Annotated in this window: 14 protein-coding genes and 1 riboswitch; of the genes, 3 read left to right on the forward strand and 11 right to left on the reverse strand. The window is 66.8% G+C overall.

Annotated elements, in window-relative coordinates; genetic code table 11:
• The first annotated feature begins 69 nt into the window (after positions 1-69).
• Positions 70-504 (forward strand): DUF4826 family protein, encoded by a 435-nt coding sequence (locus EAH76_RS08710; protein ID WP_140849842.1) that lies wholly within the window; start codon positions 70-72, stop codon positions 502-504.
• A 312-nt stretch (positions 505-816) separates the two neighbouring features.
• Here the strand turns inward: EAH76_RS08710 and EAH76_RS08715 are convergent, their stop codons facing one another.
• The gene (locus EAH76_RS08715; protein ID WP_140849843.1) at positions 817-3,660 is read right to left on the reverse strand and encodes a TonB-dependent receptor; all 2,844 of its coding nucleotides are present in this window, start codon (positions 3,658-3,660) and stop codon (positions 817-819) included.
• A gap of 344 nt (positions 3,661-4,004) precedes the next feature.
• Positions 4,005-5,612, reverse strand: a complete 1,608-nt coding sequence (locus EAH76_RS08720; protein ID WP_140849844.1) for a DUF5597 domain-containing protein — start codon at positions 5,610-5,612, stop codon at positions 4,005-4,007.
• 225 nt (positions 5,613-5,837) lie between these two features.
• On the opposite strand from EAH76_RS08720, the gene EAH76_RS08725 reads away from it, so the two are divergent.
• Positions 5,838-8,180, forward strand: a complete 2,343-nt coding sequence (locus tag EAH76_RS08725; protein WP_140849845.1) for a TIM-barrel domain-containing protein — start codon at positions 5,838-5,840, stop codon at positions 8,178-8,180.
• Positions 8,181-8,257: 77 nt separating this feature from the next.
• A complete protein-coding gene (locus EAH76_RS08730) occupies positions 8,258-9,073 on the forward strand; it encodes an IclR family transcriptional regulator (protein ID WP_140849846.1) in 816 nt (271 codons plus the stop codon).
• A 93-nt stretch (positions 9,074-9,166) separates the two neighbouring features.
• Here the strand turns inward: EAH76_RS08730 and EAH76_RS08735 are convergent, their stop codons facing one another.
• The 9 genes from EAH76_RS08735 to EAH76_RS08775 all read right to left on the reverse strand — a co-directional run bounded on the left by EAH76_RS08735 (position 9,167) and on the right by EAH76_RS08775 (position 19,661).
• Positions 9,167-11,428, reverse strand: coding sequence for a glycoside hydrolase family 3 C-terminal domain-containing protein (locus EAH76_RS08735; RefSeq protein ID WP_140849847.1), 2,262 nt, complete (start codon positions 11,426-11,428; stop codon positions 9,167-9,169).
• Positions 11,429-11,609: 181 nt separating this feature from the next.
• Positions 11,610-12,488, reverse strand: a complete 879-nt coding sequence (locus EAH76_RS08740; protein WP_140849848.1) for a hypothetical protein — start codon at positions 12,486-12,488, stop codon at positions 11,610-11,612.
• Between the two features lie 37 nt (positions 12,489-12,525).
• Entirely contained in the window at positions 12,526-12,699 is a 174-nt protein-coding gene (locus EAH76_RS08745; RefSeq protein ID WP_140849849.1) for a CsbD family protein, read from the reverse strand.
• The gene (locus EAH76_RS08750; protein ID WP_140849850.1) at positions 12,696-14,228 is read right to left on the reverse strand and encodes a helix-turn-helix transcriptional regulator; all 1,533 of its coding nucleotides are present in this window, start codon (positions 14,226-14,228) and stop codon (positions 12,696-12,698) included. Before EAH76_RS08750 ends, EAH76_RS08745 begins: the two co-directional genes overlap by 4 nt.
• Before the next feature lie 5 nt (positions 14,229-14,233).
• Positions 14,234-14,599, reverse strand: a complete 366-nt coding sequence (locus EAH76_RS08755) for a CsbD family protein (protein WP_140849851.1) — start codon at positions 14,597-14,599, stop codon at positions 14,234-14,236.
• Between the two features lie 184 nt (positions 14,600-14,783).
• Positions 14,784-15,341 carry a nicotinamide riboside transporter PnuC gene (gene pnuC / locus EAH76_RS08760; protein ID WP_140849852.1) on the reverse strand — a complete coding sequence of 186 codons (558 nt, stop codon included), beginning with the start codon at positions 15,339-15,341 and terminating at the stop codon, positions 14,784-14,786.
• The gene (locus EAH76_RS08765; RefSeq protein ID WP_140849853.1) at positions 15,341-16,483 is read right to left on the reverse strand and encodes a phosphotransferase enzyme family protein; all 1,143 of its coding nucleotides are present in this window, start codon (positions 16,481-16,483) and stop codon (positions 15,341-15,343) included. Before EAH76_RS08765 ends, pnuC begins: the two co-directional genes overlap by 1 nt.
• Positions 16,484-16,487: 4 nt before the next feature.
• Positions 16,488-18,734: a TonB-dependent receptor gene (locus tag EAH76_RS08770; protein ID WP_241659662.1), complete on the reverse strand. Its 2,247-nt coding sequence runs from the start codon at positions 18,732-18,734 to the stop codon at positions 16,488-16,490.
• A gap of 92 nt (positions 18,735-18,826) precedes the next feature.
• A riboswitch (TPP riboswitch) is annotated at positions 18,827-18,936 on the reverse strand.
• A 32-nt stretch (positions 18,937-18,968) separates the two neighbouring features.
• Positions 18,969-19,661: an RluA family pseudouridine synthase gene (locus tag EAH76_RS08775; protein WP_140849855.1), complete on the reverse strand. Its 693-nt coding sequence runs from the start codon at positions 19,659-19,661 to the stop codon at positions 18,969-18,971.
• Positions 19,662-19,728 lie beyond the last annotated feature (67 nt).

The following is a 19,728-nucleotide window of genomic DNA, read 5'->3' on the forward strand; positions in this document are numbered from 1 at the left end:
GGTCTACTTCCGGCCAAAGCCGGTCGGTCCCACGTTGCTCAGGTTTCGCGTGCGAGATACCGTGCTGGCGTGATCGACGATCCAGACAAAGAGGCGGATGACCAGTGGTGCGCCAAGCAGCGTAAGCAGGTCATTGCCTACCTGTCCGAGGAAGGCTTCCCCGCGCCAAATGTGGGGGATTGGCCAGCGTGGCACGTCACCCCTGTTGTATCAGTCTGGGCTGTTAAGAGCATTGAGTACCCCAGAGCCGTTGGCTGGTGGGCTGTTTCCGGCGACTTTCCAACCGATTACACAACTTGTTCAGGAGATCGTAACCCGCGCCAAGCGCTTCGCGACATCGGCGACCGTTGGAGGCAAGCCGCCGCCCGTTGGGTTGACGGGAAGCCTGCGGAAGGTTTCCAGCTACGAAACGCTGCGCACGAGCGTGAACTGGCGCCATTGCTTGCAACCCGTGCGCAACTATTCCTCGACTTCGCAGCTGACGACCGCAATTGGGAGGAATAGCCTCCCGTCGGCTTCCACCCAAAAGTAGACCCGCGCTATTCGTCGCCCCGGCGGAGGCCGGGGCCGTTCGGTGGCTTGGCATATGGCCCGTCCCAAGCGTAGCGGCCCCGGCCTCCGCCGGGGCGACGGTTGCTGGGCTCCAGCAACGCCCACCGCTCGCGATCAGGTGATCACTTCCGCCGATCCCGTCGCTACGCGCACAAAAAATGCCCGCCCGGACGACACCACCGAAGCGATGCCACCCGGACGAGCAGGGGGAGGAACTGAAGCGCCCGCCCGTCACCGGGCGGACCAGGCTGACCAGGTCAGCCGTTAGAAGGTAATGCGGGCGACACCGCTGATCTGGCGATCGCTCATGATCGAATCGCGCGGGCGCGTTTCGATCCCGTAATAGGTCGAGCGGATCGTGTTGGTGAGGTTGGTCGCGTTGAGCGTCAGCGAGAGATGCGGCGTCACGTTGGCAGTGATCGACGCATCGAGCTGGCCCGACGCCTTCTGGAAGATCGGCAGATTGCCGGTCCCGTTCGCCGCCGTCGTCACCAGGAACTTGTTGCGCCAGTTATACGCCACGCGCGCCGAGATGATGCCGCGTTCGTAAATGCCGATCAGGTTGAAATTGTACTTCGACAGACCCTCGAGCGGCAATTGCGTCACCGGGCCCTGGCTCGCCGGGCTAGGCGCCTGCGAATCGACATAGGTGAAGTTGGCCTGGACACCGAGGCCCTTCAGATCGCCCGGCAGGAAGTCGAAGAACTGCTGATAGGCGACTTCGGCGCCCTTCACCTTGGCCTTGGCGGCATTGTTGTAGGTCGTGATGTCGTAGGTCGCGGTGACACCGTCGTTGAAGGTGACCTGGCGCTGGTTGATCACCGTCTGGATGTAGTTCGAAATGTCCTTGTAGAAGCCGGCGACGGTCAGCGAACCGGTCCGCGAGAAATACCATTCGGCCGAGACATCGAAATTGGTCGAGGTCATCGGCTTGAGATAGGCATTGCCGGTCGAAGCGGTGTGCTGCTGGTCGATCTGCGCGGTGCCCGGCTCGGTGATCGTCAGGCTCGGATTGACCTGGCTGAAGTTCGGGCGCGAGATGTTCTTCGATGCGGCGAAGCGCAGCTGGAGCTTGTCGGTCAGATGCGCGCGCAGGTTCAGGCTCGGCAGGACCGAGGTGTAGGTGTTCGTTTCGCCGAGCGCGGTGAAGCTCGGTGCCGCCGTCGACTGGGTGCCGTCGGCCGCGGTGATCAGATCGACCTGTTGATAGAAGCCCGTCACCGCAGACTGGGTCCGCACGACGCGCACGCCGACATTGCCGTCGACCGGCACCGGCAGGTTGCTCGCCTTGAAGAAGGCCGCGACGTAACCGGTATAAGTCTTCTGCGACTGGGTGTTGGTCCCGCTCGGCAGATAGGCCGGCGTCGACCCGATGTTGAGCGCGGCGCGTGTGGCGTCGTAATCGAGCACGGTCGGCAGCGAGAAGGCCTGGATATCGCCGAACAGGTTCGCCTGGCCGCGGAAGAAATCGCCGAGGCCGACATAGGTCAGGTTGGTCGCGGCACCGGTCAGCCCGGTATAGCGATAGCCGGTGTCGCTGGTCGTGTTCTTGCGGTTGGCGTAGCGCAGGCCCGCCTTGATCGAGCTGAGGATGCCGCCGTCGAAGCGATATTCGCCGTCGAGCCGCGCGGCGGTGTCGGTGCCCTCGGAATGGTTGAGGTTATCGAGGTAGAAGCCGTTGCTATACGTCGCCGGGTTGGTCAGCCCGGCCGCCGATGCGATCTGGAACGACGGGATGGTACCCGAAATGTCCTGCGTCAGCGTCGTCGCGGTGCCGGAGAGCCCGACGATCGAGTTGAGGTTGTTGGTCTTGGAATCGACATATTGGAAATCGCCGGTGATCGTCAGATTGGCCGACGGCTTCCACTTGCCGTTGAGCGAGTAGTCGCTGGTCACCGAATGGCGCGTGCCGATCGAGGTGTTGTCGCCGATCGGCACGTTGGTGAAGGTGCCGCTCTGGAAATCGCCGTTCGACGCATAGGTGAAGGGCGCGCCCGCAAGCGGCGTGATCGAGGCGCCGCTGGTATAGGCGAAATAGCTGTAGCCGTACGACCGCAGCTTATAGTCGTTGCGGAAATATTCGCCGGTGAATTCGAGCGTGCTGGTCGGGCGCCACTGCACCGACACATCGACGCCGAGACGACGGCGGTCGCCATAGACTTCGCCGATGCCGGTGCCGTGCGGCAGCGTGGTCGTCTGGCCGGTGCGGCCGAGCAACGCTGCGGTCGCGACGTCGCTCGGGCTGTTGGGCGTGCCATCGGCCTTGCGCGTCTGGTCGAGCGTGTAGAACGGCTCGGTCGAGATCGTGTCCTGGCGGAAATTGGTCTTCTGGTACGAGGCGCTGGCGAGGATGCCGATCTCACCGATGCCGGTGTCCCAGCGATCGCTGATCAGCAGCGAGGCGGCCGGCTGGCTCTTGCCGATGAGATCGTAATAGGTGTTCGTCGCCGAGCCCGAGATCTTGAAGCCCGTGAAGTCGAACGGCTTGCGCGTGCGGAAGTTGATCGTGCCGCTCAGCTGATCCTCGATCAGCTCCGACGACGGGTTCTTGTAGACGTCGATGCCGGCGAGCAGTTCGGAGGGCACGTCCTCGAGGCTCAGCGAATTGCCCGATCCGCTCGCGGTGAAGATGTCGCGGCCGTTGAGTTCGGTGCGGACCTGCGTCAGGCCGCGGATCGCGACCGAGCTGCCTTCGCCGAAATTGCGCTGGATCTGCACGCCCGAGATGCGCTGCAGCGCCTCGGCGATGTTGCGATCGGGCAGCTTGCCGATGTCCTCGGCGACGATCGAGTCGACGACCTGATCCGCATTGCGCTTGATGTTCTGCGCCGAGCGGAGGCTTGCGCGAACGCCGGTGACGACGATGTCCTCGCCTGCGGCCGCTGCGGGCGCGGGCGTGGCGGCATCGGGCGCAGCTGCGGGCGCGGCGGCATCGGGGGCGGTTGCGGCGATCGGCGCCGACGTATCGCCCGAGGGCGCCGTGGTGCCGGTCGATGGCGTGGTCTGTGCGGCGGCGGGGGCAGCGATCGCGATGAACGGCAGGACCGAGGCGCCAAGCAACAGTGCCTTGCTCATCCCCGTGCGGCGGACGGCATCAACAGCAGACATTCGTATTCCTTCCAAGCGATACCTCGACGCGGCGAGGCTCATGAACATCTCGGGAAGGGTGCGACCATCGACGCCGCCTTGCCTCTCCCCTGTGAGCCTCCCTCGCTTCAACCGAAGTTTTGAGGAGGTCTCTCTCGATCGCGGCTCGCTACGCCCGCCAATCCCTAGGGTCAATCGAAATGTGGATAGGTGAGTTTTGTGTTCATATATGAACAAAATGACAGAATTGGTTAGCGCTATCATTATTTGACACGAGCGCGCGGCGCGGGCCGCCCCTGGGGAACGGCTCGATCCGTTTGATCATCACGTGCGAACAATGGCGGCGCGCGAGCGCGCCGCCGCGCTTAGTCGTAGCGCCCCATCGTCACGCGCAGCAGCACGGGATGGTCGATGAAGTTGAGGCCGTAATCGGTCTGGTCGCCATTCCACACGCGATCGACGACAAACGCGCCCTGCACCATCCGCCCCTCCTCGACGCGCAGCATCAGCGCGTTCTTCGGGGCACCTGCAGCAGGCGAGACTTCGATCCGGACATGGTCGCCCGCGACGAGATATTGCGTCGCCGACAGCTGCGCGACGACCGCACCGCCGACGCTCTCGTTCGCCCAGGGCGTCGGCTCGGACTTGATCCAGGTGTCGGTGCGATGGCCGAACTGCCACTCGCCATAGCTCGCAGTGATCTTGTACTGGCCGAGCGTGGTCGATTGCGGCGCGCCGTCGTCGCCCTTGGCGGTGCCCCAGGTGGGATGGTCGAACGCGATCTTCGCCCAGTCGCGCTGCATCCCGGCAAACAGCCCATACGGCGTGGCAAAGGCGTCGAGCGTCTGCGCGTCGAGCGTCTTGGCGCCGAGCGGGTAATTGTAGAAGCCCGTCGCATCCATCCCGAACGGCGCAAAGCCGATCGCGCCACGCCCGATCGCCGCCCAGAAGAAGCGCGCATATTCGGCGGCGTTGCCGATCTCGGGGATCGCCAGCGCATTGTCGGGGCGATGATAGCCGTCGAGAAACGCGAAGACGTTCGCACTCTTGCGGTCGTAAATGTCGGGCGCGGCGAAATCGATCGCGGGCGCGGCGGCCTTCCAGATGTCGAGCACGTCCTGCTGCGGGCCGCCGCTCGCGACGTCGGCCGGCGCGGGGATCTTGAAGGGATCGGCGAGTGCCGCGTTGACGTACATCGGCAGCGGCTTGATCGCCTTGCCCGCCGCCGCGAGCTCGTTGCAATAGGCCGCGGTATACCAGCTGTTGAACGCGCGGTCGGCCTGCGCGCCATAGACCTGTGTCCAGGTGCCGCGCTTGCGCAGCGCCGCCGGCACCTGCCCGTTGAACAGCGCTTCCGGCGCCGCGGCATAATCGCGCGGGCTGCCATAGCTGCCGGTTTCGTTCTCGACCTGCACCAGGATCGTGGTGTTCTGCTGGTCATGGTCGCGCAGATAGGTGATCAGCGTAAGGAACGCGCGCTTGTCGGCCTCGAGCGTGCTGCGGGCATGCGGCGACAGCACATAATGGTCGCTGCCGTCGCGCTTCTTCATCCGCGGGAAGCGCCGATTGTTCTGGCGGACCCAGTCGGGCGTGTAGTTCGGCCCGCTATTCTTGTACGCGCCGAACCACAGCAGCACGAGCCGCTTGTCGTGCGCGCGCGCCTGATCGAGCAGCGTCTGGACGAAGCTCAGGTCGAAATGCCCCTCGCTCGGTTCGATCTGCTGCCAGGCGATCGGCACCTCGACGGTATTGGCATGGAGCCGGTCGAGCATCGGCCACACCGCGGGGAGCGCCGCGGGATAGTTGCTCGAATTGTTGACCTGCGCGCCAAGCATCAGGAAGGGCGCGCCATCGACGATCAGCGCGTGATGGCCGCTGGCGCTCGTCGCGATGTGCGGAACGTCGCGCGATTGCGCCGATAGCGGCGTGGCGCCGAGCGCGAGTGCCGTGAGAAACAGCGGCATGGTCTTCATCGTGAATCCTCTCCCGACACGTCGCCCGTGGCGATCGCGCTTTGCGCGGCATATGCGACCATCGGAGCGATTGTGTTCGCCGCCGACCTGCCCCAAGCCACGCTCTGACGACGCAAGCGAATGACATTCTCACTTGCGCCAGTGAAACGAATACTCATAGGTGAACGCACTGCCCGGCAACCGCGAGTGCGTCAACCGCCGGCATCAAAGGTGAGGATCAGCGATATGGCAATGGTATCGGCACGCAGACGCGCGCTTGCAAAATGGGCTGGCGCAGCGGCTTTCGCGCTCGTCCCCGCAGTCGCAGCGCAGGCCGCGCCGCTCGGGTCGCTCGACCGCAACGGCAGCCACGTCTCGATCGAACCCTATGCCCCCAACATCGTCCGCGTGACGATCGCGGTCGATCGCGATCTCGCCGATGCGCCCCCCGGCCCCGGCCCCAATGCCAAGCCCGATGCCGCCGGCTGGAGCCACAGCACCGATGCGAGCGGCGACGTGTTCACCTCGTCGGCGCTGTCGCTGACGGTCAACGCGCAAGCCTGGCCCAAGGCGCCGAGCCAGATGGAGCGCTATTTCGCGCCGTCGCTGCCGCCGGTGTCGGTCAGCGTGAAGGGCGCCGACGGGCACCTCATCACGCAGATGAACGGCTGGGAAATGGCGCCGCACACCGTCGCGGGCGAGAAGACCTTCAAGGTCGGTGCGAGCTTCGCTGCCCCACTCGACGAGCATTATTACGGGCTCGGCCAGAACCAGGAGGGCAAGCTCGATCTGCGCGGCCGCACGATCGACTGCCGCCACAATTACGATGCGCCGGCGGGCGAAACGGTCTGCGTGCCGTTCATGGTGACCAACAAGGGCTATGGCATCGTGTGGGACAATCCGTCGGCGACGACGGTCTCGCCGGGCCTGCACAACAGCACGCATTGGCAATCCGACGTCGGGGAGCGCGTCTCGTTCTTCGTCATCACCGGCGCGACCACGGATGAACTCTATGCCGGCTATACCAAGCTGACCGGCAAGACCCCGCTCCCGCCCAAGGCCGCGTTCGGTCTGATCCAGAGCAAGGCGCGCTACGAGAGCCAGGCGGAATTGCTCGGCGTCGCGGAAGGGTATCGCAGCCGCGGCTATCCGCTCGACGTGATGGTGCTCGACTGGTTCTACTGGACGCGGATGGGGCAGCTCGACATCGACCGCACCTATTTCCCTGATCCCGCGGGCATGACTGCCAAGCTCAAGGGGCTTGGGATGCGCAGCATCATCAGCGTGTGGCCGCGCTTCGAGAAGGAATCGCGCTATTTCGACATGCTCGCCGCCAAGGGCTGGCTGCTGCATGACACCGACGGCACCGTCGTCGACGGCCTGCCGATCCGCGCCGACCGCGCCGGCGCGCTGCTCGACAGCACCAACCCCGATGCGCGCGGCTGGTTCTGGGGCAAGATCCGCGACAATATCGCCTCGCAGGGCTTCGACTGGTTCTGGCTCGACGAAACCGAGCCCGATCTGGTGCCCGACGGCCATCAATTCTCGATCGGTTCGGGCGATCGCTATCACAACCTGTTTCCGCTGGTGCATACGTCGGGCGTCGCCGAGGGATCGGCCAAGGATCGGCCCGATTTCCGCAACCTGATCCTGTGCCGCGCGGCGTATCTCGGCACGCAGCGCAACGGCTGCCTGTTCTGGTCGTCCGACGTCCAGGCGACGTGGGAAGCGCTCAAGCGGCAGGTGCCGACCGGGCTCAACTTCACCGCGTCGGGGATGGCCTACTGGAGCAGCGACACCGGCGGCTGGCAGAATCCCGCCGGCCCCAAGGCCGAGCATCCCGTGTTGCTCGATCCCGCCGGCGCGACCGCGATGGCGCCGAGTTATGCCGATTATCCCGAGCTGTTCGTCCGCTGGTTCCAGTACAATACCTTCACGCCGACGCTGCGCATCCACGGCCAGCGTCCGGGCACCGCGATCTGGGAATATGGCAAGGCGGCCGAGCCGGTGCTCGCGCAGTATCTGAAGCTGCGTTACGCGCTGATCCCGTATCTCTATGCGATGGGCCACCAGACCTACACGACCGGTGCGCCGTTCATGCGCGGGCTGTTCATGGATTTCCCGAACGACCCCAAGGTCGCCGATCTGGGCGACGAATATATGTTCGGCCCCGCCTTCCTCGTCGCACCGGTGACCGAGCAAGGCGCGACCAGCCGTTCGGTCTATCTGCCAGCGGGGGCCGACTGGTACGATTACTGGACCAACGAGCGCCACGCTGGCGGCCAGACGATCACCGCAGCAGCACCGATCGACAAGATCCCGCTGTTCGTCCGCGCCGGATCGATCGTGCCGATGGGCGCGCAGGTGCCGAGCACCGCGACGCGCCAGAAGCTCGACAGCATCCGCGTCTATCCCGGCCGCTCGACCAGCTTCACGCTGTATGACGATGACGGGGTGAGCAACGCCTATCGCAAGGGCGGCGGCGCGACCGTGCTGCGCTGGGACGATGCGAGCGGCCGGCTGACCGCGTCGGGCAAGCTGACCGGTGGTCAGGACGCCGCAGCGCTGGTGAGCGTGGTCGGTCGCTGAGGCGATGCTTGTGCGCGTTCGACGCCGCGCTCTATGACGGAGCGCGGCGCGCGAACGCGTACCGAACGGGGTGGGGCATGGACGAGCAGGCAAGCGATCCGACCAACGATCTGGCGGACGATCAGGATGGCGAAGACCGGCGCTACAAGGCGCCCGCGCTGGAAAAGGGGCTCGACATTCTCGAGCTGCTTGCCGACGCGACCGACCCGCTCCCGCTCGCGGCGATCGCCGACCAGCTCGACCGGTCGCGCGGCGAACTCCACCGCATGGTGCAGGTCCTGCAATTTCGCGGCTATATCGATCACGATGTCGGCTCGGAAGGCTATCGCCTGACCGACCGGCTGTTCGCGCTCGGCATGCGCCAGCCGCGCACGCGCAATCTGGTCGAACTGGCGCTCCCCGTGATGCGGCAATTGGTGCAGGATTCGGGGGAATCGTGCCACCTCGCTTTCCACAGCCGCGGCGAGATGGTCGTCGTCGCGCGCGTCGAATCGGGCGAGCAGGTCGGCTTTTCGGTGCGCGTCGGCTATCGTCGGCCGATCCCGAGCACCGCGTCGGGCGTCGTGCTCTACGCCTTCCAGGCCGAAGAGGTGCGCCGGCGCTGGGAGGGTCTGTTCGCGCCGAAACTCGGCAAGGACGCGCTGGCCGCCTTCCGCACCCGCGCCGATGCGGTCCGCGCCCACCAGGTCGAGCTGACGCAAAGCCCGCTGGTCAGCAGCGTGACCGACATTTCGGCGCCGATCATGCGCGGCGGTGCCGCGGCGGCGGCGCTGACGGTTCCCTATCTCGAGCGGCGCGAGCCGGTCCACAGCGCGGAGAACGTCGCGCTGATGCTGGTCGCGGCAACGACGACCATCGCCGCACAGCTGGTACAGAGCGACGAGCGATTGTAACGCACTGACGCTGATGGGATCACGCTCGCGTTGATCCGATCAGCCCCCCGCCGTCCCCCCGGTCTCGTGCCGGGGCGACGGTTCAGCTGAACCCTAGCGCGCGCGCCAGGTCGCCGGCATCGTCCGCGCCGGCACGCTGACGGTGACCGTCTGGCGGATGTCGGTCGCCGAATCCGCGAGCATCACCGTGTAGCGGCCACCCGCGATCCGCCACTGATGCCCGGCTTCGTCCCACGTCGCGAGCAGGCGCGGATCGACCGAGACCGACACCGTCTGCCGCGCGCCCGGCGCGAGCGCGACCTTGCTGAACCCGACCAACCGCTTGGGCGCTTCCCAGCCGCCCGCAACCGGCGCGACGTAGATCTGCGGCACCGTCGCACCGGCGCGCGCGCCGGTGTTGCGCACGGTGAAGCTCGCGGTCAGCACGCCGTTCGCGGCGGTTGCGGTCAGGCCGTCGGTCGCGAAGCGCGTGTAGGACAGGCCATGCCCGAAGGCGAAGAGCGGCGTGAGCGCCTTGGCATCGAACCATTTGTAACCGACCGCCGCGCCTTCCTTGTAGACGACATCGCCCGAATGCGGCTTGGCCGGATCGGGGAGTTGATCGACGCTGCTGGCAAAGGTCATCGGCAGGCGGCCCGACGGATTGGTCGTGCCGAACAGCAGATTGGCGATCGCCGCGCCCCCCGCCGTCCCCGGATACCACGCCTCGAGCACCGCGCCGACCTTGCCGAGCCACGGCATCGCGACCTGGCTGCCCGTTTCGAGCACGACGACGGTCTTGGGGTTGGCCGCGCCGACCGCCGCGATCAGCGCGTCCTGCGCACCGTCGAGCGCCATCGGCACGTCGAAAGATTCCCCCTGCCACTGCGTCGCGAAGACGATCACGATATCGGCATTCTGCGCCAGCGCCGTCGCCGCCGCCACGTCGGTCCCGTCGGCATAGCTGACGGTCGCGCCCGGCGCATGGCGCTTGATCTCGTCGAGCGGCGCCGAGGGATAATACATCACCGGGCCGGGCCAGCCCGTCGGCAGCAACCCGGGCACCGCATTGCCGCCGACCGGATAGACCAGCGACGATCCGCCGCCCGCGAGCACGCCCTTGTCGGCATGGCCGCCAATCACGACGATGCGCTTGGCGCTCGCCGCAACCGGCAGCAGGTCGCCGCTATTCTTGAGCAGCACGGCGCCCGCCTCCGCCGCGCCGCGCGTTACCGCAGCATGCGCGGGATAATCGATCGGCTGCTCGCTGACGGGATGCTCGAAGATCCCTTGTGCGAACATCGCGCGCGCGATGCGGTGCGTCATCAGATCAAGCCGCGCCGGCGTCACTGCGCCGCTGTCGAGCGCCTGGCGCAACGCCCCGCCGAAGAAGGGCTGCGTGTCGAACGGGAAGCCCGAATCCTGGTCGAGCCCGGCATTGGCGGCAGGCGCAGTGCTGTGCGTCGCCCCCCAATCGCTCATCACATAGCCCTTGAAGCCCCAATCGGTGCGCAGCACGTCGGTCAGCAGCCAGCTATTCTCGCAGGCATAGGCGCCATCGACGCGGTTGTACGAACACATGACCGAGCCTGGATCCGCACGCTCGATCGCCAATTGGAAAGCGAGCAGGTCGGACACGCGCGCGGCGCTGTGCTCGATCAGCGAATTGCCAGCGTTGCGGTCGGTTTCCTGGTCGTTGAAGGCATAATGCTTGATCGTCGAGACAACGTGGTTCGACTGGATGCCGCGCACCTGCTCGGCGACGATCGTGCCGGCGAGCAACGGATCCTCGCCGCCATATTCGAAATTGCGGCCGTTGCGCGGCTCGCGCAGCAAATTGACCCCGCCCGCAAGCATGACGTTGAAGCCCGAGCGGCGCGCCTCGTCGCCGATCATCGCGCCGCCGGCATGCGCGACGGCGACGTCCCAGCTCGCCGCGATCGCGAGGTTCGACGGCAATGCGGTGCGCTCGCGCTTGACCGCCGCGCCGCCCTGCGTCGCGACGCCCACGCCGGCATCGGTCTGGTGCTGTGCAGGGATCCCGAGCCGCGAGATCGGCGGCACGTAGCCGGCCGATCCGGCGCGCGCTCCGGCGGGCGCCTTGTACAGCGAGCTCGGGAAATCAGTGGCGAAATAGCCGAACACCATGGTCAGCTTCTCGTCTCGCGTCATCGCCGAAACGAGCGCCTTGGCACGCGCGTCGGGGTCGAGCTTGGCATCGTTCCATGCACCGCGGATCGCGGGCTTGGTCCAGGCGGGGAGAATTGGCGTTCCGGCGACCGGCGCGACCTTGGCCGGCGGCGGCGGCGCGGCGACCTGGGCGGACGCAGCGGCGGCAACAAGCAGCATGGGCATGGCGGCGACACGAAGCGTCATGAAGAAATCCTCTCTCGATGGGCGTCGCATCATGCTCGAGACCGTGCGCCGACGCGTGCTCGTATATGCGCGCATCTTTGACAGGTAAACGCCTTACCCGATCGCGCAACGGCGTGTGCGCGGCGGCCCTGCCCGATGAGAGGACGGTGCCACCCGCGATCGGGTGGCACCGTCAACGCCTTCAGAAGCGGCGGCGCGTTGCCGTGGTCGCCCCGAAGCTGGCGGCGCCAGCGCCGATCAGCAGCGCGATCACCAGCATGAACGACGTACCCGCTGCCACACCGGCGGCGGTGTCGGTCGCCGACTTGGCGGTGGCGATCGTGTCGTTCTTGGTCTTGACGAACTGCGCCTTGGCGCGCGTCACTTCGGCCTGCGCCTCTGGACGGCTGACCTTGCGCTGCGCGGCGACGATATCGACGATCCGGCTCTCGGCCTGCGCGCCGTCGGTGCCACCGCGGGCGAGCGCGGGGAGCTGCTTGGCGATTTCCTTCTGCGCCTGTTCGGGCGTCATCAGCGCCGGGTCGGCCGGTGCCGTCGAGAGATAGGCAGCGGCCTCGTTGCGGACGTCGGATGTATCGACCCCGGCGACATCGGCGACCTTGGGCGCCGCGGCACCGATCCCGCTACCGGCGGCACCCGCCACCGCACCGACAGTGCGGAATGCGCCACCGATGATCCCACCGACCGCCGAGGTCAGCAGGTACAGCGTCAGGATGAGGGTCACGCCCCACACGACCAGGCCGTGGACCAGCCCGTCGAAACGATCGTGAACGCCAGCAACGCGCGCTGCGGCATAACCGCCGGCGCCCAGCGCGATCACGGTCGTAACGATCCAGTACAGCCCGGCGCCGATGCCGAAGCCCGTCGCGCCTGGCGTCGTGCCCTCGACCGGATCGACCAGGCTCAGCCCGATCCCCGTGCCGAGAATGCCGAGCACGAGCTGGATCGCGATCGCCAGCACGACGCCGGCAAAGATCGCGCCCCACGAAATGCGCGTCGGCGTCTTCACCAGACGCGCGTCATCGACCGGCACGAAGCCGGGTGTCAGATTGGTAGCCATATTCACTCCTGTTGGTAGAAAAGTGCCGGGACTGGCGTCAGTCGTCGCCGTCCTTCTTCACGGGGCTTTCGCCCCGGGCCTGCTCGGCGCCGGCGTCGCTCTCGCGCCGCCCTTGCCGCTCGACATCGGGGTCGCCGATGATCTTGCCGATCGCTTCCTTGACCGAGCCCTTCGCCTGGCGCGCTCGGCCCTTGTCGGAATGCTGCGTCATGCTGCTATCTCCCGCTCTTGCTTGTCGCTCGCGGGCGCGGTCGGCATCGAATCGCCGTCGAAGCCGCGCGCCCGCGCCCAGACCGCGGCCGCGTTGCGGCGGTTGACCCCGATCTTGGCGTAGATCCGCGCGACATGGTTGCGCACGGTGTTGCCCGACAGATCGAGCGTCCGCGCGATCGACTTGTCGTCGAGCCCGCGGCAGATCAGCGCGAGCACTTCACGCTCGCGATGCGTCAGTTCGTCGAGCCCGACCCCGCTTGGTTCGACCTGCGGCGCACGGACCCGCGCGAGTTTCTCCATGATCGAGCGGCTCAGCCAGCTCGTATCCTGCATCACCGCCTCGATCGCGCCGACCAGTTCGCGCTCGGACGCCTTGCGCGTCGAGATGTCGCGCATCGCCCACAGCACACAGGCTTCGTCGCGCAGCAGGATCGGCTCGGTCGACACGATCGCGTCGATGATCGCGCCATCCTTGAGCCGGATCCGGACCTCCCTGTCGCGCAAGGCGTGCCCCGCGTCGATCTCGCCCTCGAGCGCGCTTTGCAGCGCGGGCGTCTCCCACAGACCGACCTCACCGAGCGGACGCCCGATGATCTCGTCGGCGCCGTAGCCGGTCAGCGCGGTGAAGGCTTCGTTGACGTCGCACAGCCGATGCCGGTCGAGCGCACCGATCGCCAGCGCGACGGGGGCGAGCGAGAAGGTCCGCGTGAAGCGCTCCTCGCTCTGGCGCAGCGCGGTTTCCGCTTTCCGGCGCGGTTCGAGATCGGCGAAAGTGAACAGCATGCACGGCTGATCGCCCATGTCGATCGGCTGGCCGGCGACGATAACGAGCTTGGTCCCGCCGTTCGGGAGATCGAGCTCGGCCTCCATCTGCGGGATCGTGCGCCCTTCCTGCAGCCGCTCCTTGGCGAGATCGCGCTTCTCGGCGCGCGCGAGCACGTCGATGTCGTACACGGTCCGCGCCAGGACCGTGTCGCGGTCATGCCCGGTCATTTCGAGAAAGCCCTGATTGACCTTGACGAAGCGCAGGTCGCTCAGCCGGCAGATGATCGCCGGTGCCGGATTGGCGTTGAACGACTGTTCGAAGCGGTCCTCCGCCTCGAAGCGCGCCGAAACATCCTGGATCACCAGGACGAGGCATTCGGGTTCCTCGTCGACGTTGGTCAGCACAAGGCTGCGCACCTGGTGGACCCAGCGCGGTTCATCCTCGCCCGCCACCGCGACTTCGACGACGACTTCGGAGAAAGCCTCGCCCGCGACGACGCGTTCGATCGGGTAATCGGCCCCGCGAAGGCGGTGGTTGTTGCGATAGCGCAGCTGGAAGCGACCGCGATATTCGTCGACGGTGGCCCCGAGCGCCTCGACCGTATCGACCCCGTGCATCCCGAGCGCCGCTTCGTTGGCCCACAGGATCGATTGGTCGGGGTCGACCAGGATGACGCCTTCGTCGAGCCCCGCGATGATCTGGCGCAGATGGCGCAGATCGGCGGAGTCACGGAGCGACTTGAGGGCCGGGGCCACGGTCACTCGGCTTAGTCGCGCTGCCCGTGGATCAGCCACGCCACGCCATAACCGAGCGCGACCGCTCCGAGCGCCCACAGCACCGGCGCCTGCTTGGCCGAATCCTGTGCCGTCCGCGCACCGCGCTTGGCCGCGTCGAGGGCGCGATCGCCGGCGACCCGCGCCTCGCTGCCGATCTTGTCGGCGAGTTCGGGCGCACCGTCGACGACGTCGCCGATCGCCGACTTGGCACGACCATAGAGGTTCTGCGCCCCGCCAGCGACCTGATCGACCACGCCATCGACCTGCCAGTCGCGGCTGTTGACGGTGTCGCCCACGGCCTTTTCGATCTTGCCGCCGACATAGCGTGCGCCGCCCTGGAATTCGTCCTTGTTCATCGTCTCGCTCCTTGTTCGAAAGGGATCCCCAATCGAGCCGCGCTGGAGGGCGAGATATGCCGCACTGCGCGTTTCGAATTTGGGTTCGGATCGGACCCATAGAACGGCGAAGTCGATGTGCGGTTCCTGGTATCTTTGCACCAGTCGTTGACCAAGAAGTACCAGAGCGGCGGTCGGGCGGGGCCTAAACCTGCTGCGCGCTGCGCCAGCTGCGATAGCCCAGGACCGCGAGGACGATCATCGCGGCATAGAGCCCGGCGGTGAGCATCAGCCCCTTGACCACGAACATGCCGACATAGACGATATCGACCGCGATCCACAGCAGCCAGCTCGCGCGGTGGCGGCGCGCGGTCCAATATTGCGCGACAAGGCTGAAGCTGCTGAGCGCGGAATCGATCCACGGTAGCGCCGCGTCGGTATAGTGGCTGGTGCCCCAACCGATCGTCACCGCGCCGATCGCGCCGGCCGCCAGCGCGAGTGCCGCGGGGACCGGGCGGAGGGGCTCGACCATGACCGCGCCGCTATCCTCCTTGCCGCGCGCCCAGACGATCCAGCCATAGAGGATGGCGATCCCGAACAGCGCCTGCAGCACCATGTCGGCATAGAGCCGCACGTCGAGGAATAGCTTAAAGTAGAGCGCGCAGGCCAGCAGGTTGATCGGCCAGCACAGCATCCGGCGCGCAGCGGTCAGCCAGATCCCCAGAAAACTGACGATGACAGCGACGATCTCGAGCGCGGACATCAGCCGAGCGCCCCACGCTCTGTGGCGTGCAGGAAGGCTTGTCCGTGCGGCGCGAGGAACCAGTCGGCGTGGCCGAGCAGATACTGCTCCCACGCCACGCTCGCCTCCGCGACATCGCCGACGACGCCCGCGAAATAGTCGATCTCGGACAGCGCGAATTCGAGATGGACGAGCGGGAGCACGCGCAACACCGCCTCCACCTTGCCTCGGTCGAGCGGGAGGACCGTGGCATAGCCCGCGAGCAGCGCTCGCGCGGTTTCGGGGTGGCCGATCGTCGCGTCTCTCCCCTGCCCCAACTCCAACCAGTCGATCGCGGTGCGCTCGATCGCGGTGGCGAGGTCGTGGACCGCGCAGGTGCGGTCGGCGAGACCGAAGTCGAACACCGTCTCCACCTGCCCGTCCGCGCTCCACAGCAAGTTCGAGGGGTGCCAATCGTTGTGCGTCCACACCTCTTCGCACCCCGCCAATGCATCCGACACGCCTTGGCCGAGCTCGGCGAACAGTCGCGCCACCGCCGACCGCCAGTCGCGTCGTTCTAGAAACGCCGCCAGCGCCGGCCTAGCGGCGACATACGCCTCGGTCGCGGCCAACGGGTCGGTGCTGGGGAGAATGGTGAAGCTCGCCACCAGGGGCTGCACCGCGCGTGCTGGTGCCAAGAAACCGCGCGATGCCGCGTGCAGCCGGGCGAGCGACGCGCCTGCCGCGTGCGCGTGCGAGACGGAGAAGAACGGCGTCCAGGAAAGCCGTTCGCGATACAGGTCCAGCCCCGCGCCCTGGCGGTGCAGTTCATAGGTCCACTCCCCGACCGTAATCGCGCTTGTCCCGTCGTCCGTCAGTAGGATTTCGGGCACCGGTATCCCGCCCGCCGCGAGATGCGCGATGAAGGCGTGCTCCTCCGCCAGAACCGCAGGCGCCCGCACCGCCGGGTGGTGCCGCTTGAGCACGAACACGCCCCGCGTCGTGCGCACCCGCGCCGCTGCCGAGAAGGGCCGCGGCGAATGCCATTCGAGCGCTTCGAGCTGCCCGGCCGCAGGGAAGCGCGCGAGCGCCGCCGCGGCTTCACCATGCGTGATCGCGGGCCAGGTCGGCGGCTCGAGCGTGGTGCCCATGCCGTGGACGAGATGCGGGGCGCTTGCGGCCATGCTATCAGAACACGCGCGACAGCGTCGCGATCAGCGCCGCGCCGCTCCCGACATAATAGGCCGGCGCAGCACCGGCGATGACGCTTCCGCCGCGCCCGATCGTGTCCTGCGCGTTGGTGGTGACCGCAGCGACGCCCGACAGCACGCGCGGATTGGTCACGTTGATCGCATTGAGCCGCAGATCGGTGCGCTTGCCATCGAGCCACTCGGCCAGATGCACGCCGACCGACAGGTCGAGCGTCGCGTAACCCGGGATGCTCTCGTCATTGACGAAGGTGGCATATTGGCGCGCGACATATTTCAGCGCGCTGCTGCCGAAGAACCGCCCATCGTCATAGGTCCCACCCATGCCAAGCTGGAAGGTCGGGCTCGACACCGCATGCTTGCCGCGCGTCGGCAGGAAATCGGCACCGACCTGCAGGTCATTGTCGAGCCGCGCGTGCAGATATTCGCCCGAAACGTAGAGGCTGACCCCGGCGGCAGGGCGGTAATCGATCTCGCCATCCATGCCGTACGACGTCTGGCTGCCGGCGTTGAGCGTCGAATTGACCTGCGCGCCGCCGACATCGATCAGCGTGCCGAGCTGGCGATTGCGGAAATGGTAATGGAAGGCGGTCACCGACGCCGACAGGCTCGGCCCGATGTAGCGATAGCCGATCTCCTGCGAGACCGAATACTCGTTCTTGAGCGCGTTCGTCCCCTGCGTGCTCAGCACCCCGCCGTCATAGCTGTTGTATAGCGTGAATTCGTTGGGGCCGCGGAAGTTGGTGGTGACGTTGGCGAACAGCTGCTGCCGATCGTCGAGCCGATAATGCAGCGCCGCGCGGGGCAAAGCGGCGAAGCTGTCGCGGCGCACCGCCGATTGCGGACCGGGCAAATAATTGCGCCCGTTGCGCAGCAGATCGACGCCCTTGAAGCCGAGATCGACGGTCAGCCGCGGCGTTAGCGTTATGCTGTCGGCAAGGAAGAAACCCTTGGTCACCGTGACGGTGCGCTGATCCTCATAGGCCAGAAGGCGGCCATCGGCAGTACGGATCGCCGTATTCTGATAGCCCCACGGATCGACCGGACGCCCGTCCGCGCGCACCGCGCCATAGGTCTGCAGCACGCGGTCCTTGCCGTAATCGAACCACAGGCCGGCGGTGATCCGGTGCGCCCCGACGGCCAGCGTGAGCTTGGCAACGGTGCCGCCGCGGAACTGGTCGCCGGTGTAATTGCCGAGCACCGTCGCCGCGCCATCGACCGCGCCGGGCAGCGCGACCGGCCCCAGCGCCTCGGTACCGAGATAATTGCCGGTGGTGGCGAGCTGCGTGGCGTAGGGCGAATTGCCGTAGCCGAACTGGAGATAGCTCGTCGTGTCGAGCGTCAGCCGGTCGCTCAGCGCCAGATGCAGCGGCGCCGCGAGATAGACGTTGCGGAACGGCGCGCGGTACAGCCGCCAGTAATTGGTGTTCCCCGCGCTGTAATCGCGGTCGTAGTTGAAGTCGCGCCCCGCGGCCTTCCAATCGGCGAGCGTCGGGCTGGGATAGGTCGAGGAATTGGCGTCGTTGAACGACACGGCAAGGCTCGCGCGATTGCCATTGCCCCATTCGTTGAGCAGCTTGGCGTCGACATGCTGGCGCGTATCAAACCCTGCCCCGCGCCAATTGTCGGCGCGGATATTGGAATAGGACAGGAATGCCTTGAGCCCGGTCTGGCCGATCGTGCCGGTATCGACCCGCACGAAGGCACGCCGCGCGGCGTAGGATCCGAGCGAGAGATTGACCAGCGCCTGCGGGCTCGCCTTGGGATCGTCGAGCGTCAGCGACAGCAGCCCCCCCGCCCCGCCGACGGTCGGCGAGTCGATATCGACCGCGCCTTGCGCGAGCGTGATCTGCTTGAGGTTCTCGGCATCGGCGAATTGCGCGGGATAGGCGTAATAATAGCCGATATCGTTCTGCGGCGCGCCCTCCATCAGCACGCCGATCTCGTCCTGACCGAGTCCGCGCAGCGTCAGGCTCGAGCTGGTCGAGAGACCGTAAGGGTCGCTCGACGAGACGTTCGCGCCCGGCAGCAGGCCGACCAGTTGGAAGGCGTTGAGCGTCGGCGCCTGCTTGGTGATGAAATCGGCCGAGATCGCGCTTTGCGCTTTCGGCGCGTGCTGGTCGGGCAGCAGGCCCTCGGGATCGGGATGGCCGGTGACGACAATGTCGCTAGGCTGGTCCTTGTCCTCGGCGAATGCCGGGACCGCGAGCACCGCAGCCGACAGCATCGCCAAACCCAGCGCCCTGCGCGAGACACAGCCACCGTCGATCCTGGAAAGCCTGCGCGTCATCCGTCGTCACTCCTACTCGGAGGGGTAACGGAGTCTGCCGCGACCCTCCCTACGCCGGTATCAACCGGATCAGGTTCAGCGGGTCGTGGGCTGCAGCCCACCTCTCAGCCGCGCATAAGCGGCCCCCCGGGGAGCGCGGGGCTTAGTCGGTCAGGTCGCGCGAGGAAAGCGCTATTGCGCGGGCGCCGCGTCAGCCTCGGTGAAACCCGCTGCGATGAAGCGCTCGGGCAGCGGTGCCTTGGCGATGATCGGCTCCTTGCCAGCACGCGGCACCATGAGCTCGGCGGCATGGAGCAACGTCGAGGCGCCGGCCGCCTTGGTGCCGGTGCCATAGATCGGATCGCCGACCACCGCCGCGCCGAGCGCCTCGGCGGCATGGACGCGGATCTGGTGCGTGCGCCCAGTCTCGGGAATGAACTCGACGAAGCTGCGTCCGTCCTTGATCGACAGCACGCGCCACGCGGTCCGCGACGCCTTGCTGCCCTTGGCGCCGAGCGGATCGCCGACCATCCGCCAGCCCGTCTCGGCGGTGCTGACCTTGGCGAGCGCCAAGTCGATCAGCCCGCTTTCGCCCTCGACCACACCCTCGAGCACAGCGAGATAGCGCTTGCGCACCAGCCCCTGCTCGAACGCCTGTTGCAGCCGCGCGTGCGCCTTGGGATTGCGCGACAGCAAAAGGCAGCCCGACGTATCGCGATCGAGCCGATGCACCGGAACCGGCCAGCGCTTGAAGGCGAAGGTCAGCCCGTCGAGATGGTTTTCGAGGGAGAGCGACCCGTCGCGCGGACGATCGACCGGGAGACCGGCGGGCTTGTCGATGACGAGCGCCTCGCCGTCGAGGAAAAGAACATGATTGGCTAGCATCCCACCCCCTTGCCACCGCAAGCGCCGACATGCCAGAGCCGCGCCGTGCGACGGACCGGAACTTGGG

The organism is Sphingomonas glacialis (assembly GCF_006439055.1).
GTDB lineage: Bacteria > Pseudomonadota > Alphaproteobacteria > Sphingomonadales > Sphingomonadaceae > Sphingomonas > Sphingomonas glacialis_A.